This window comes from Clostridium algifaecis, from assembly GCF_017874415.1.
Taxonomy (GTDB): domain Bacteria; phylum Bacillota; class Clostridia; order Clostridiales; family Clostridiaceae; genus Clostridium_B; species Clostridium_B algifaecis.
Genome location: NZ_JAGGLM010000011.1, coordinates 35795 through 50013, shown reverse-complemented (window position 1 = coordinate 50013; position 14219 = coordinate 35795). Strand labels below are relative to the sequence as shown.

Sequence of the window (14219 nt, the reverse complement as noted above, 5' to 3'; positions counted from 1 at the left end):
TACTAAATTATATACCATAAATTTCAATACTTTTTAGTTAATTACTTATATGGAACAAAAATATCATTAAATTATATGCATAAATTTTAATATTTTTATAGCTACTTGTTGACAAATAATTTGTATGCAATTAGAATAATATTAAACGTTGTCAAATATCATTTCTAAAACTTAATACGAGGAGGTCAATGTAATGAATTTTGGTTTAACAAGAGAACAGGAATTAGTAAAGCAAATGGCATCTGAATTTGTAAAAAATGAAGTAGAGCCACTAGCAGCAGAAGTTGATGCGACAGAAAGATTTCCAATGGAAACAGTAGAAAAAATGGCTAAATATAACATGATGGGTATGCCATATCCTAAAGAATACGGTGGAGCAGGTACTGATTATTTAAGCTACATAATTGTTGTAGAAGAACTTGCTAAAGCTTGTGGTACATCATCTGTTATTTTATCAGCTCATACATCACTATGTTCATGGCCAATATTTAATTTTGGTACAGAAGATCAAAAGAAAAAATATCTTCCAGATTTATTAAGTGGAAAGAAAATAGGAGCATTTGGATTGACAGAACCAAATGCAGGAACAGATGCCGCAGGGCAACAAAGTATAGCTATAAAAGAAGGAGATCACTACGTATTAAACGGTTCCAAGATCTTCATCACAAATGGAGGAGTTGCAGATACTTTTGTAATATTTGCAATGACAGATAGAAGCAAGGGAACGAAAGGTATTTCAGCATTCATAATTGAAAAGGGAATGCCTGGATTTAAAATAGGAAAAGTAGAAGACAAGATGGGTATAAGAGGATCTTCAACAACGGAACTTATATTTGAAGATGTAAAAGTACCTGTAGAAAATTTGCTTGGAAAAGAAGGTAAAGGCTTTAAAGTAGCAATGATGACACTTGATGGTGGTAGAATAGGAATAGCAGCTCAAGCTCTAGGACTAGCAGAAGGTGCACTTGAATACGCTATAGACTACATGAAAGAAAGAAAACAATTTGGAAAACCACTTGCAGCATTTCAGGGATTACAATGGTATATAGCTGAAATGAAAGTTCAAGTAGACGCAGCTAAATATATTGTATATAAAGCAGCTTGGAAGAAACAAGAGGGACTTCCATATTCAGTAGATGCAGCAGAAGCAAAATTGATTGCAGCGGAAACCGCAATGGCTGTAACAACTAAATCATTACAGATCCTAGGAGGATATGGATTCACCAAGGATTACCCACTTGAGAGAATGATGAGAGATGCAAAGATAACTGAAATATATGAAGGAACATCAGAAGTTCAAAAGATGGTTATTGCAGGCAGTTTGTTAAAAAAATAGGGAGGTTAAACATATGAATATAGTAGTTTGCTTAAAACAAGTACCTGATACTAACGAAGTTAAGATAGATCCAAAGACTGGAACACTTATAAGAGAAGGAGTTCCATCAATAATAAATCCAGATGACAAAAATGCACTTGAAGGAGCACTTCAATTAAAAGAAAGTGAAGGAGCAAAAGTTACAGTAATCAGCATGGGACCTCCACAGGCCGACAAGGCTTTAAGAGAAGCTCTAGCAATGGGCGCAGATGAAGCAATATTAATTTCCGATAGAGCATTTGCAGGAGCAGATACACTTGCAACATCAAATGCACTTGCAGGAGCACTTAGAAAATTAGACTATGATATAGTATTTGCAGGAAGACAAGCTATAGATGGAGATACTGCACAAGTAGGTCCAGAAATAGCAGAACACCTTGGAATACCACAGGTAACATATGTAGAAGATGTAAAAGTCAGCGGAAATGAACTTACTGTAAAGAAATCACTTGAAGATGGATATGAAATAATAAATGTAAAAACTCCAGTTCTTTTAACTGCAATAAAAGAATTAAATGAGCCAAGATATATGTGCATGTCAAAGATATTTGAAGCATACAAGAAGGAAGTAAAGTTATGGACAGCAAATGACATAGATGTAGATAAATCCCTTCTTGGACTTAAAGGTTCACCAACAAAAGTTAAAAAATCATGGCCAAAAGCAGCAAAGGGCAAGGGCGAAATTGTTGATAAGCCATTTAAAGAAGCAGCAGCATATACAGTTACAAAACTAAAAGAAAAACACTTCATCTAAATTTATAGGAGGGATTTAAACATGAGTATAGCAGATTATAAAGGTGTATGGGTATTTGCTGAACAAAGAAATGGGGAACTTCAGAAAGTAGCCCTAGAGTTGGTAGGAAAAGGAAAAGAATTAGCAAATAAATTAGGCGAAGAAGTAACAGCTGTACTTCTTGGAAGCGGCGTAGAAGATATTGCAAAAGAATTGGTAACTTACGGAGCAGATAAAGTTATATATGTAGATAATCCAAACTTAAAGCATTATACAACTGATGCATATGCAAATGTAATAAATGAACTTGTTGCAAGCAAAAAGCCAGAAATACTTTTGGTCGGTGCAACATTTATAGGAAGAGATCTCGGACCTAGAGTATCTGCAAGACTTGCAACAGGACTCACCGCTGATTGTACAGGTCTTGATATAGATGAAGAAGGCAAGAACTTACTTATGACAAGACCAGCATTCGGTGGAAACTTGATGGCTACAATAGCATGTACCGATCACAGACCACAGATGTCAACAGTAAGGCCTGGAGTATTTGAAAAATTACAAAAGGATGAAAGCAGAACAGGAAAGATAGAAAAAGTAAATATTGAAGTAAAAGAAGATGACATAAGAACAAAAATACAGGACGTAGTAAAATCAGCTAAAAATATAGCTGATATAGGAGAAGCTAAAGTTCTTGTATCAGGAGGAAGAGGACTTGGCAGCCCAGAAGGATTCAATATGTTAAAAGAGCTTGCAGATTTACTTGGTGGAACAATATCTGCTTCACGTGCAGCTGTAGATAACGGCTGGATAGATAAAGCATATCAGGTAGGACAAACAGGTAAGACTGTAAGACCTAATTTATATATAGCTTGTGGAATATCAGGTGCAATACAACATTTAGCAGGAATGCAGGATAGTGATTTTATAATTGCTATAAATAAAGATGATTCAGCTGCAATAATGAAGGTAGCAGATCTTGCTATAGTTGGAGACTACACTAAGGTAATACCTGAAATGATAGCTCAAATAAAAGCTATGAATTAATTTACTTTATCAATGTATAAAAAATGTGTAAATATGAAAATTTTAAATATATTAAAAATATAACTGAAAATTTTGATTTTCAGTTATATTTTTTACTAAATTTCTGTTAAACATTTAAATCTCTTTTATTATAAAACAAGTATGTTATCACTAAAAATCCGATAATAATTACCGAAGATAATATTAAATATCCAGTCTTAAATCCACTTTCATACATTATCTCACCTGTATCAAAATATTTAAATGGTGTTAAAAATTTTAGTACTTTAAGCTTACTATTCATGTCAATAAATACAGAAATCAAATAGGCAGTTATAATAATGAGCGTTGAAAGTGAAGCTCCACGCTTATTGCTTTTGCTAACAGATGATATTACTGATCCTAATGTTAAAAATAATAATTGAAAAATAAACATACCAATCATAATCAATGCAATGTAATGGTCTATAGGTTCTCCCTTGCTATTGAATCTACTTACAGAAACTATAGAGATTATAAGAGTGACTAAATTGAAGATTATTACATTTACAAATGCTGCTAATAGCTTCATTGTAATAATTTTATTTCTTGAAATTGGTTTTGCAAGTAAGAATTCTGTAGTTTTGTCTCTCTCTTCCTTCGAAATAATATTAGCACCTATTGTTGCTGCATGTATTCCAGCCATTAGAAGTATATATACAAGCATCATACCATAATATCCACTTAATTTTGAGAGATCAAAAGAACTAACTCCAAGTAATGCTTTAAGGGATTCAGGCATTTTTGATATAAGTGCATTCATTGATTGTCCTGAGGCTGTAAATGAGCCATATTTAGCCATGCTGCTAATAATGAGTAATACTATAAAAATACACCACAATATAAGTGATTTCATATTTGCTTTCATTTCTCTAATAAACAGATTCATTACACTCTCCCCTTTCCTCTATACTGCATGAATATCTTTTTTAGAATAAATAACATAGCTCATTAAAATGAATACTATAATAAAAACTAATTCTATTAAAATGTACTTGTACTCATAGGCAGAATGTTTAATTATATATGAATAATCATAATATTTAAAAGGAGTAATATATCTAACAGCCTTATCTCCTATAATAGAACTAAACATTTCAATAAAAAAGAATCCTAAAACAGTGCCTATAGAAATAGGTAGCACAGATCTAATCCTTGGCAAAATCATAGAAATAACAATTCCTAAGCTCATAAACATAATCTGAACAAGGAATAGTGTTATAGAGAGCAATAAAAATATCTTATAGTCAAAACTTTTATTTTTCACAATTTCTGCAATAATACTTGCCCCTGCTATATATATTATGTTTGTAATTACAAGTGAAGAAATGGCAGCCAAAAGCTTTGAAGTCACTATTTCATGTCTTTTAATTGGCTTGGTTAATAAAAAGTCAGCTGTCTTTTCCCTTACTTCCTTTGATATAATTGCTGTTCCTAAATTCATAGCTTGAATACTGCCGCATAGTACTTCATACAAAAGCACAAAAGAAGAATAAAAACCTAGAAGTGATGTTACGCTATCTACCGAAAGTCCAAGTGCTTTTCTAAAAGCAGGAGGATAGACATCAAGAAGCTTTTTAAAACTTTCAGCATCTTTAGATATACTTGGAAACATTGAAAACATAAAAAGTGCTAATAAAACTAAGGAAGCAGACCATATAATAGTTGATTTTCTATAGGCTTTTAATTCATGTAAAAACATACTCATAGTCCTATTCCTCCTTTTTGTAGTAATGCATAAATATCTCTTCAAGATCAGGTTCTTCTATTAATATATTTGATATGTTTATTTTAGAGAGTTTTTTTACCATCTCATTAATATCCCCTCTAAACAAGAAACTAACATTATTTTCATTAACATTTAAACTACTAACTCCATTGATTTTAAAATAATCCTCATCAATTTTATCTTTAACTTCTATTTGAAATTTTTTATGATTTGTCTCTTTTAATGTGCTTATCTTTTCAAGCTTAACAAGTTTTCCTTCTTTTATTATTGCAACCCTGCTGCACATTTTCTGAACTTCACTTAAAATATGTGAAGAAAACAAAATTGTAACTCCCTTTTTATTTTCTTCTATTAATATTTCAAAGAACTTTTGCTGCATTAATGGGTCAAGTCCCCCTGTAGGTTCATCAAGAATTATAAGTTTAGGTTCATGAAGCAGTGCCTGAACAATTCCAACCTTTTTTCTATTTCCAAATGATAAATCATCTATTTTTTTATTTAAATCAAGATTCATATCCTCTGCTAAATCATGTATCTTTTTGCTGCAGTCCTTTTTATAAAAGCTAGCTGAATATTTTAAAAGGTCAATTACCTTCATGTTGTCGTAGTAAAAAACCTCTGAGGGCAAATAACCTATGTTCTTTTTTATTTCCTTTGCATCTTTAACACTGTCCTTTCCGAAGATACTAACGCTGCCGCTGGTTGGATATATTATAGATAACATTGTCCTTATTGCTGTGGACTTTCCTGCTCCATTTGGTCCAATAAATCCAAAAATTTCTCCCTCTTCTACATTGAAGCTAATATTTTCAATACCTCTAGCTTTTCCATAAGTTTTAGTAAGATTTTTAAACTCAACAACATTTTTCATGATTGCCCCTCCTCATTTATTGCAGCACTTATTATTTCATTTCTTTTTTTCTTTTAAATTTAATAATGTATCTTTCGGCGTTTTATCGCATTTTTAAATATTATGACTATTCAGTCATAATATATTGCTATTTATTTTAAATGCCAAGATAATATATTAATTTAAACAGAAAGTAACTAAGATATTTCTATCCTAATTACTTTTAGCTAACTGAGTTATTCTGTTATAAATCTATTTCAATACCTTGAAAACACTAATTTAACAGTAATTTACTTTTATTCCCATTCAATAGTAGAAGGTGGCTTACTTGTTATATCATAAACAATTCTGTTTACTCCATCCACTTCATTTACTATCCTCCTACTTACTTTGTCTAAAACATCATATGGTATTCTTGCCCAGTCAGATGTCATAGCATCCGAGGATATAACCGCTCTAAGGGCTACAGTATAGCAATAAGTTCTGTGATCCCCCATTACTCCTACTGATCTTATGTTAGGAAGGCATGCAAAATACTGCCATATAGTCTCATCTAATCCCGCATTTGCTATTTCTTCTCTAAATATAGCATCTGCCTCTCTTGTTATCTTAAGTTTTTCCTCTGTAACTGCTCCCAAAACTCTTATTGCAAGTCCTGGCCCAGGAAAAGGCTGTCTCCAGACTAATTTATGAGGTATTCCAAGTTCCTCGCCTACAGCTCTGACTTCATCCTTAAAAAGTTCTCTAAGTGGCTCTATAAGTTTAAAATCCATATCCTCTGGAAGTCCACCAACATTATGATGGCTCTTTATAGTTGCAGAAGTTCCAAGTCCGCTCTCAACTACATCAGGATATATAGTTCCTTGAACTAAGAAACCTATATCTCCCAATTTTTTGGCTTCTTCTTCAAACACTCTTATGAATTCTTCTCCTATAATTTTTCTCTTTTTTTCTGGATCATCTACATCAGCCAGTTTTCCCAAAAATCTATCTTTAGCATTTACTCTTATGAAGTTCATATCAAATTGTTTTTTAAATACATTTTCAACTTGATCTCCTTCATCTTTTCTAAGAAGACCATGATCTACAAATATACATGTAAGCTGCTTTCCTACAGCTTTATGTACAAGTACAGCTGCTACTGATGAATCAACTCCACCCGACATGGCACATATTACTTTCTTGTCCCCAACTTTTTCTTTTATAGCTTTAATTTTTTCTTCTGCAAAAGAGGACATAGACCAGTCTCCCTTTAATTTGCAAACATTAAATAAAAAATTTGAAAGCATCTTTTTTCCAAAAGGAGTATGCTCAACTTCAGGATGGAATTGAACTCCATAAATTTTTTTTTCATCATTTGCTACTGCTGCTACTGGACATTCTTCTGTTGTTGCTATAACTTCAAAACCTGCTGGAGCTTCTGATACTACATCTGTATGGCTCATCCAACAACTTTGATTTTCATCTATTCCATAAAATAAAATATTTTTAGAATTCAACTTTACCTTTGTTTTTCCATATTCTCTTACCTCAGCACTTACGACTTTCCCACCTAAAGCACTGCATACTAATTGATGTCCATAACATATTCCGAGTATTGGAACTCCAAGTTTAAATATATCATGATCTATTTTAGGAGAATTTTCTCCATACACACTCTTAGGGCCTCCAGTAAATATTATACAACTTGGATTTTTTTCTTTTATCTTATCTAAAGAATATGTATATGGGACTATTTCACAATATACATTATTCTCTCTAACTCTTCTTGCTATTAGCTGATTATACTGTCCACCAAAATCGACTATAATAACTAATTGTCTGCTCATAAATTTCCTCCTGACCAATTATAGAAAATCAATATACCTTAGTTCATTTTAAATAAATTATAAATAACTTTTACTGTCTAATACTATAATTTGGAGCTTCTTTTGTCATTGATATATCATGAGGATGGCTCTCTCTTAAGCCTGCTGAAGATTGAACTACAAAAGTTGCTTTTTCATAAAGATCATTTAAAGTAGGTGCTCCAAGATATCCCATACCGGAACGTATTCCTCCAATTAACTGGAATATTGTATCTGTAACGGATCCTTTAAAAGGTACTCTTCCTTCAACGCCTTCTGGAACTAATTTTTTATTTCCTTCCTGGAAATATCTGTCCTTACTTCCACATGCCATAGCTGAAAGTGATCCCATTCCTCTGTAGACTTTATAACTTCTTCCTTTATATATCTCAGTTTCACCAGGTGCTTCTTCGCATCCTGCAAACATAGATCCCATCATAGTAACTTTTGCCCCAGCAGCTAATGCTTTTACTATATCACCTGAATATTTTATTCCACCATCTGCAATAACTGGAATACCATATTTATTAGCTTCTTCCACACAATCCATAACAGCTGTAAGTTGTGGCACACCTATTCCAGCTACAACTCTAGTTGTACATATTGATCCTGGTCCTATACCAACTTTTACGGCATCAGCACCAGCTAAAATTAAATCTCTAGCGGCTGCAGCTGTTGCAATATTTCCTGCAATAACTTGTGAATCAGGAAATTTTTCTTTTATTGCTTTTACTGCATCCAATACTCCCTGGGAATGTCCGTGAGCTGTATCAACATTTAAAACATCTACTCCTGCCTCAATAAGTGCAGTTACTCTTTCCATCATATCTTTAGTAACTCCAACAGATGCACCGCATAAAAGTCTTCCTCTATCATCTTTCGCACTGTTTGGAAATTTTTTTATTTTTTCTATGTCTTTTATTGTTATAAGTCCTCTTAAATTATTATGTTCATCAACTAATGGTAATTTTTCTATTTTGTTATTTTTCAGCATTTCTTTTGCCTGTTCGATAGTTGTATCTTCAGGGGCTGTTATTAATTTTTCTCTAGTCATAACTTCAGAAATTTTCTTGTCATAATTGCTTTCAAATACTATATCTCTATTTGTTATTATTCCAACAAGTTTTTCATCTACAGTTATAGGAACACCTGATATTCTATACTTGCTCATAAGATTAAGTGCATCATTTATAGTATTTTCTGGTGAAAGATAAAATGGATTTGTTATTACTCCATTTTCCTGTCTTTTTACTCTATCAACTTCTGCAGCCTGCTCCTCTATAGTCATATTTTTATGTATTATTCCAATTCCGCCTTCTCTTGCTACAGCTATAGCCATTTTTGAATCAGTAACAGTATCCATGCCAGCACTCATAATAGGTATATTTAATTTTATTTTTTTAGTTAAATTAGTTTTTAGTGAAACTTCCCTTGGTAAAACATTTGATTTATTGGGTACTAGAAGAACATCATCAAATGTATAAGCTTGTTTTAAAATCTTTGCCAATTAAAATCACTCCTATATAATAATTTATTTTATAATTATTTTAGCCATATTAAAATGTATTTATGAAAGTTATTTGTTTAGCATGAATAAATCATGTAAATAAAAACAAAAATCCTATAAAAATCACTATAAGTGAAATTAATAGAATTATACCATAATAATTTCACTCATAGTCAGAAATTTAAGGTTTCCGGTAGATACTCTCTGCCACATTCAGGGGATATATGAGCTAAATAAATAATATTTGTTTATTTTTTATAAATTTTGATTTATTTCTATCTGCTTTATTAACTATTTACACTATTTTATTCAATTTTTCTGTTTTTGTCAATGTAAATAAATAAAAAATTAACTTCATGTCTCTTAAAAGACACAAAGTTAATTTTAATGATTGTGGAATATTAGTACATTCCACCCATACCGCCCATTCCTGGTGCGCCTGCTTCTGGAGCTGGATTTTTCTCTGGAATGTCTGCAACTGCTGCCTCTGTAGTTAAGAATGTTGATGCTACAGATGCTGCGTTTTGAAGAGCTGATCTTGTAACCTTAGTTGGGTCTACAATACCGCGTTCTATCATATCTACATATTCATTATTTAAAGCATCAAATCCAACGCCAGGTTTACTCTTCTTAACCTTTTCTATTATAACTGAGCCTTCAAGTCCAGCATTAGTTGCTATCTGTCTTATTGGTTCTTCTAGTGCTTTTCTTATTATGTCAATACCAACTTTTATATCTTGTATGTCAGAAGTTAAATCTTTGATTTTTGAAATTACATTTAAGTAAGCTGTTCCACCACCTGGAACTAATCCTTCTTCAACAGCTGCCTTTGTAGCTGCCAAAGCATCCTCTATTCTCATCTTTCTCTCTTTTAATTCAGTTTCAGTTGCTGCTCCAACTTTTACTACAGCTACTCCACCTGCAAGTTTTGCAAGTCTTTCCTGTAATTTTTCTTTGTCGAAATCTGAAGTAGTTTCATCAACTTGTTTTCTAATCTGGTTTACTCTATCAGTGATAGCTTGTTTGTCGCCTTTTCCATTTACAATTGTAGTATTTTCCTTAGAAATCTTAACACTTTCAGCTGTTCCAAGATCTTCTAAAGTAACTTCTTTTAAGTCTCTTCCTAATTCTTCTGATATTACTTTACCACCTGTAAGTATTGCTATATCCTGCAGCATTTCTTTTCTTCTATCACCAAATCCTGGAGCCTTTACTGCTACACAAGTAAATGTTCCTCTTAACTTATTAACAACTAAAGTTGCAAGAGCTTCTCCCTCTATGTCTTCAGCTACTATAAGAAGTTTCTTTCCTTGCTTTACTATCTGCTCTAATATTGGAAGTATATCCTGTATATTTGATATCTTTTTATCAGTTAATAGGATATATGCATCATCCAATACTGCTTCCATTTTATCTGAATCTGTTACCATATATGGGCTTAAATATCCTCTATCAAACTGCATACCTTCAACTACATCAAGTTCTGTGCCCATTGATTTTGATTCTTCAACAGTTATAACTCCTTCATTTCCTACTTTCTCCATAGCATCAGCTATTAGTTTACCAATTTCTTCATCAGAAGCTGATATAGCTGCAATTCTTGCTATATCTTCTTTTCCATTTACTTTTTTGGATATCTTTTTGATTTCTTCTACTGCTTTATCTACGGCTTTTTTAATCCCCTGTCTTAAAAGCATTGGGTTTGCTCCTGCAGTAACATTTTTTAATCCTTCTCTTATTATTGCCTGTGCAAGTAATGTAGCTGTAGTTGTACCGTCTCCTGCTACATCATTTGTCTTAGTTGAAACTTCCTTTACAAGTTGAGCTCCCATATTTTCATAAGGATCTTCTAATTCTATTTCCTTTGCTATTGTAACACCATCATTAGTTATAAGTGGTGAACCAAATTTTTTATCAAGTACTACATTTCTTCCCTTTGGTCCAAGTGTAACCTTAACTGTATTTGCTAACTTATTTACACCTTCCTGCATTGCTCTTCTTGCTTCTTCACCAAATAAAATGCTCTTTGCCATAAAAAACCCTCCTAACAACTTTTAGATTATATATAATCATAATTTTATTTTTCAATTACTGCTAAAATATCATCCTGTCTTAAAATAGTATATTCTACGCCATCAATTTTTACTTCGTTTCCAGCGTATTTAGAAAATAATACTCTATCTTTTACTTTGACTTCCATTTTAACTTCTTTTCCATCTACTAATCCTCCGGCTCCGACTGCAACAACTTCAGCCTCCTGTGGTTTTTCTTTAGCAGTTCCTGGCAAAACTATTCCACTTTTTGTAGTTTCTTCTGCCTCGATTTTTTTAATAACAACCCTGTCTCCAAGTGGTCTAATATTCATGAAAACCCCTCCTTAAAAATATCTTTTAATTTATTTTAAAATAATTTTTAGCAGTTATTGTTAGCACTCATTAATATTGAGTGCTAATACAATTATTATAATAATAAATACTGTTTATATTTTCAAATTCTAATTTAATACTTGAACAGTATTTATTGTTCAAATTTCCAGATACGCTCTTATTAAATAAATATCTCTCTTAATTTCTCTTGATTTCACCATTTTAGCTAAAAACAATATAATTATGCATAATTAATTGTCATTTTGAGATGATTTATGCTTTACCATTTTTAATATTATCTTTTCTCCTTTAAAAATCCCAATAAAAAATAACATGGTCACTACAATTGTTATAATTATAAGCATTATTTTATTTTCAGAATATATTTTAGCTCCAAAATAAGAAGATATAATTATGCCCGGTAATCTTCCAAGCGTGGAATAAATAATGAAATTTTTTAAACTTATATTTGATATTCCACATATGTAAGATAAAATATCTTTCGGTATTCCGGGAATTAAATATACTAAAAATACCACAAGATTCATATTCCCTAAATTCAATATTCTCTTAAAAAATTTTAATTGCCTATTTGATACCATTTTGTTCACAAGAGGTTTACCATATATCATTGATATCAAGTATGCAATTATGCTTCCTAAAACTATCCCTAAAACAGATAAGACACTTCCTAAAAATGAACCATACATATATCCTGAAGCAATTTGAACAAACTCTCCAGGTATAAAAAATGCTACTACTTGAAATATCTGCAGAACTAAAAATGCAAATATTCCGTATTTACCATAAGACATGATTAAATTTTTTAAATCCTTAGGACTTCTTAAAATATACATATATTTATGATAATACTCATAAGCAGTCACAAATAAAAATATAATTATAATACCAATTATTATATATGCTTTATATTTTTTTAACTTTTCAAATAATCTCATTTTAAATATCCCATTATTTTATTTATAACTTGAAATACTAATTAAAGTAAAATCTATTTACTATAATATCCAATTATAATTTATATATACACTGTATATTTTTAAAATAACAAAGGTAAAATACACTCAAATGCATTTTACCTTTTGAAAATAAAACAATAATTATTATCTTTCCATATTTACTTTTTCAAATTCCTTAAGTTTGTCATTTGAAAGGATAGTCTTTTTAGTTGACTGCTTACTAAATTTAATGAGTTGTGGCCTTGCCTTCATAAGAGATACCATAGTTGCCGGACCTCCTATACATCCGCCTTCACACATCATACCCTCTATGAAATTTCCAGGGGTCCTACCCACTTTAGCACTCATCATTACTTTCTTTATCTCATCTTTTCCACTTACTTTTACAGGTTTAAAATCAGCATCAATTTTCTTTTCAGAAATATAATTTTCTATAGCTGCTGCTACTCCACCACCTTGTGCAAACCCTCTTCCCAAAGCTGAAGCATCATCAACAGTTTCGTCCTCACAGTTTTCGGGATCTACAGAAAACGCGCCCATTAAAGCTGCTATTTCTTCAAATGTAAGTGCATAATCTACATCATTTTTTATAGATTCTCTATTTATTTCTACTTTTTTTGCAGTACATGGTCCAACAAATACAACTATTGCATCTTTATGCAATTCTTTTATCCACCTTGCAGTTGCAATCATAGGAGAAACAGTTCCTGACATTTTATCTACCATATCCGGGAATTTCATTTCTATATAATTCATAAATCCAGAACAGCACGAATTTGTCATAAACTTATCGCCTTTTTTCATTCTTGAAACAAATTCATTGCCTTCGTTTACAGTTACTGCATCCGCACCACATGCAGCTTCCAGCATATCTTTAAATCCCATTTTCTTAAATGCATCTTTAATCTTTCCAACACTTACCTTTGGTCCAAACTGGCCAGTTATAGATGGTGCTACTACTGCATAAATCTCTTTACCTTCAACTAATTTTCTTGTAACATCGGTTACATGGCTCAAATCAGATATGGCACCAAAAGGACACATTGACATACATGCTCCACAGCTTATACATTTTTCTTTTTCTATTTTTGCTTTTCTGTTTTCAGAATTTATTTCCAGTGCACCTGTAGGACAAGCTTTTTTACATGGTCTCATTACTTCAGCTATAGCATTATAAGGACATGATTTTTTACACATACCGCATTCCCTGCACAACTCCTGGTTTATATAAGATTTTCCATCCACCCTTGTTATTGCTTTTGCAGGACAAACTTCCATGCACTTATGTTGAATACATCCTCTACAAGCTTCTGTAACATTATATTTATCTATAGGACACTTATCACACGCAGAAGAAATTACAAATATAATATGATCTTTATCTTCAATTTCTTTTAATTCTTCAGTTATATTATTAGTAGGCACAAAACCAGCAGCTAATGTAGCTCTCTCATATACGACAGCTCTTTCCTTATAAACACAGCATCTATATTCGGCTTTATCACCTTTAATTATCTTATATGGTATTTTTTGTAATTCATTCTTTGTTAATTTATTATCTCTTGCAAGCTCTATCACATTTTTTAATATCAAATATTTTAACTTTTTTAGTGGTGTCTCGAAGGTTGCCAAAACATTCTCCCCTTTCTGTTACACGAATATAAAAATTTTAAAATATATGCAATAGCTCAAATACACATTATATCGCATTATATCTTAACAATTTTTATTATAACAGATTAGTGAATATAATGTAACAGTTTTTTAGAA

At 31.7% G+C, this 14219-nt stretch carries 12 protein-coding genes and 1 riboswitch; of the genes, 3 read left to right on the top strand and 9 right to left on the bottom strand.

The features are described 5' to 3' along the window. Positions 1–193: 193 nt before the first annotated feature. Genes J2Z42_RS09155 through J2Z42_RS09145 form a run of 3 tightly spaced genes read left to right on the top strand, consistent with a single transcriptional unit; the run spans position 194 to position 3152 of the window. A complete protein-coding gene (locus J2Z42_RS09155; RefSeq protein ID WP_209702346.1) occupies positions 194–1336 on the top strand; it encodes an acyl-CoA dehydrogenase in 1143 nt (380 codons plus the stop codon). A gap of 13 nt (positions 1337–1349) precedes the next feature. Continuing rightward, positions 1350–2129, top strand: a complete 780-nt coding sequence (locus J2Z42_RS09150; protein ID WP_209702345.1) for an electron transfer flavoprotein subunit beta/FixA family protein — start codon at positions 1350–1352, stop codon at positions 2127–2129. 21 nt (positions 2130–2150) lie between these two features. Continuing rightward, positions 2151–3152 carry an electron transfer flavoprotein subunit alpha/FixB family protein gene (locus J2Z42_RS09145; RefSeq protein WP_209702344.1) on the top strand — a complete coding sequence of 334 codons (1002 nt, stop codon included), beginning with the start codon at positions 2151–2153 and terminating at the stop codon, positions 3150–3152. Between the two features lie 106 nt (positions 3153–3258). Here the strand turns inward: J2Z42_RS09145 and J2Z42_RS09140 are convergent, their stop codons facing one another. From J2Z42_RS09140 to J2Z42_RS09100, 9 genes are all read right to left on the bottom strand, one after another. Further along, complete coding sequence (locus J2Z42_RS09140) at positions 3259–4059, bottom strand: ABC transporter permease subunit (protein WP_209702343.1); 801 nt, start codon at positions 4057–4059, stop codon at positions 3259–3261. 18 nt (positions 4060–4077) lie between these two features. Beyond that, positions 4078–4878 carry an ABC transporter permease subunit gene (locus tag J2Z42_RS09135; protein ID WP_209702342.1) on the bottom strand — a complete coding sequence of 267 codons (801 nt, stop codon included), beginning with the start codon at positions 4876–4878 and terminating at the stop codon, positions 4078–4080. A 4-nt stretch (positions 4879–4882) separates the two neighbouring features. Continuing rightward, positions 4883–5770 (bottom strand): ABC transporter ATP-binding protein, encoded by an 888-nt coding sequence (locus tag J2Z42_RS09130; RefSeq protein ID WP_209702341.1) that lies wholly within the window; start codon positions 5768–5770, stop codon positions 4883–4885. Positions 5771–6045: 275 nt separating this feature from the next. Then, the gene (guaA, locus tag J2Z42_RS09125) at positions 6046–7578 is read right to left on the bottom strand and encodes a glutamine-hydrolyzing GMP synthase (protein ID WP_209702340.1); all 1533 of its coding nucleotides are present in this window, start codon (positions 7576–7578) and stop codon (positions 6046–6048) included. A 70-nt stretch (positions 7579–7648) separates the two neighbouring features. Beyond that, positions 7649–9103 carry an IMP dehydrogenase gene (guaB, locus tag J2Z42_RS09120; protein WP_209702339.1) on the bottom strand — a complete coding sequence of 485 codons (1455 nt, stop codon included), beginning with the start codon at positions 9101–9103 and terminating at the stop codon, positions 7649–7651. Between the two features lie 150 nt (positions 9104–9253). Continuing rightward, positions 9254–9351: riboswitch (purine riboswitch) on the bottom strand. A gap of 153 nt (positions 9352–9504) precedes the next feature. Next, positions 9505–11136, bottom strand: a complete 1632-nt coding sequence (gene groL / locus J2Z42_RS09115; RefSeq protein WP_209702338.1) for a chaperonin GroEL — start codon at positions 11134–11136, stop codon at positions 9505–9507. A 44-nt stretch (positions 11137–11180) separates the two neighbouring features. Next, complete coding sequence (gene groES, locus J2Z42_RS09110) at positions 11181–11468, bottom strand: co-chaperone GroES (protein WP_209702337.1); 288 nt, start codon at positions 11466–11468, stop codon at positions 11181–11183. A 252-nt stretch (positions 11469–11720) separates the two neighbouring features. Continuing rightward, positions 11721–12428 (bottom strand): TVP38/TMEM64 family protein, encoded by a 708-nt coding sequence (locus tag J2Z42_RS09105; RefSeq protein ID WP_209702336.1) that lies wholly within the window; start codon positions 12426–12428, stop codon positions 11721–11723. 165 nt (positions 12429–12593) lie between these two features. After that, a complete protein-coding gene (locus J2Z42_RS09100; RefSeq protein WP_209702335.1) occupies positions 12594–14081 on the bottom strand; it encodes a 4Fe-4S dicluster domain-containing protein in 1488 nt (495 codons plus the stop codon). Between the last annotated feature and the right edge of the window lie 138 nt (positions 14082–14219).

Bases quoted from the DNA above. Each gene is read 5' to 3' on its own strand.
- J2Z42_RS09130 (WP_209702341.1), bottom strand. From the start codon at position 5,770: ATGAAAAATGTTGTTGAGTTTAAAAATCTTACTAAAACTTATGGAAAA.
- J2Z42_RS09135 (WP_209702342.1), bottom strand. From the start codon at position 4,878: ATGAGTATGTTTTTACATGAATTAAAAGCCTATAGAAAATCAACTATT.
- J2Z42_RS09155 (WP_209702346.1), top strand. From the start codon at position 194: ATGAATTTTGGTTTAACAAGAGAACAGGAATTAGTAAAGCAAATGGCA.
- groES (WP_209702337.1), bottom strand. From the start codon at position 11,468: ATGAATATTAGACCACTTGGAGACAGGGTTGTTATTAAAAAAATCGAG.
- J2Z42_RS09140 (WP_209702343.1), bottom strand. From the start codon at position 4,059: ATGAATCTGTTTATTAGAGAAATGAAAGCAAATATGAAATCACTTATA.
- guaA (WP_209702340.1), bottom strand. From the start codon at position 7,578: ATGAGCAGACAATTAGTTATTATAGTCGATTTTGGTGGACAGTATAAT.
- J2Z42_RS09105 (WP_209702336.1), bottom strand. From the start codon at position 12,428: ATGAGATTATTTGAAAAGTTAAAAAAATATAAAGCATATATAATAATT.
- J2Z42_RS09145 (WP_209702344.1), top strand. From the start codon at position 2,151: ATGAGTATAGCAGATTATAAAGGTGTATGGGTATTTGCTGAACAAAGA.
- J2Z42_RS09150 (WP_209702345.1), top strand. From the start codon at position 1,350: ATGAATATAGTAGTTTGCTTAAAACAAGTACCTGATACTAACGAAGTT.
- groL (WP_209702338.1), bottom strand. From the start codon at position 11,136: ATGGCAAAGAGCATTTTATTTGGTGAAGAAGCAAGAAGAGCAATGCAG.